2 protein-coding genes are annotated in these 593 nt (G+C 64.2%); one reads left to right on the top strand and one right to left on the bottom strand.

Annotated features, from left to right (window positions below; genetic code table 11):
* Positions 1 to 269, bottom strand: a 269-nt coding sequence (locus ELR45_RS40715) for a LacI family DNA-binding transcriptional regulator (RefSeq protein ID WP_240759443.1), incomplete at its 3' end; no start/stop codon positions are given.
* 155 nt (positions 270 to 424) lie between these two features.
* Between ELR45_RS40715 and ELR45_RS42625 the strand changes: the two genes are divergently transcribed.
* Positions 425 to 593: beta-galactosidase (locus tag ELR45_RS42625; RefSeq protein WP_420813869.1), on the top strand; the 169-nt coding region annotated here is incomplete at its 3' end.

Below are 593 nucleotides of genomic sequence, written 5' to 3'. Positions count from 1 at the left end.
AGGATCGCGAACGTCGGGTCGGCGAACAGTCTCTGCTGCGGTTCGGTGAGCAGAAAGGCGAGTGAGTTCGCGCGACCGGTGACCAGGCTGCGGGCATGCCGGTTGACGCGGTAGCCGGTCATCCGGATCGCGTGATCCACCGCGCGGCGCGCCTCGGGAGACACCCAGTGCCCGCCGTTGATGACACGGGAGACCGTCCCGCGGGAGACGCCTGCGGCAGCGGCGACGTCTCGGATGGTCGGGCGACGGCGATCCGTCTCGGAGCTCACAGCTCTGACTGTACTCGGGGCTTCGTGACTGTGCACGATCACAGTCGAATAACGGCATGTCTCGACGTCTTGTAGATACTGACTGGATAATGCCTAGACTTTGCGACATTAAGTACTGGGACCGTGCACAGTCCCGACAGACTCAATGGAGTGTCATGACTGACCGAAGCGCCTGGCCGACCGGTCGACGGATCGGCTACGGCGGGGATTACAACCCCGAGCAGTGGCCCCGCGAGACGTGGGACGAGGACATGGTCCTCATGCGCGAGGCCGCCGTGAACTTCGTCAGCGTCGGGATATTCTCGTGGGCCCTGCTGGAGCCGC

Origin of the sequence: Phytoactinopolyspora endophytica (assembly GCF_004138495.1) — a bacterium.
GTDB classification, from domain to species: Bacteria; Actinomycetota; Actinomycetes; order Jiangellales; family Jiangellaceae; genus Phytoactinopolyspora; species Phytoactinopolyspora endophytica.
The sequence above is the reverse complement of the archived record's forward strand: the minus strand, read 5'-3'. Positions and strand labels throughout refer to the sequence as shown.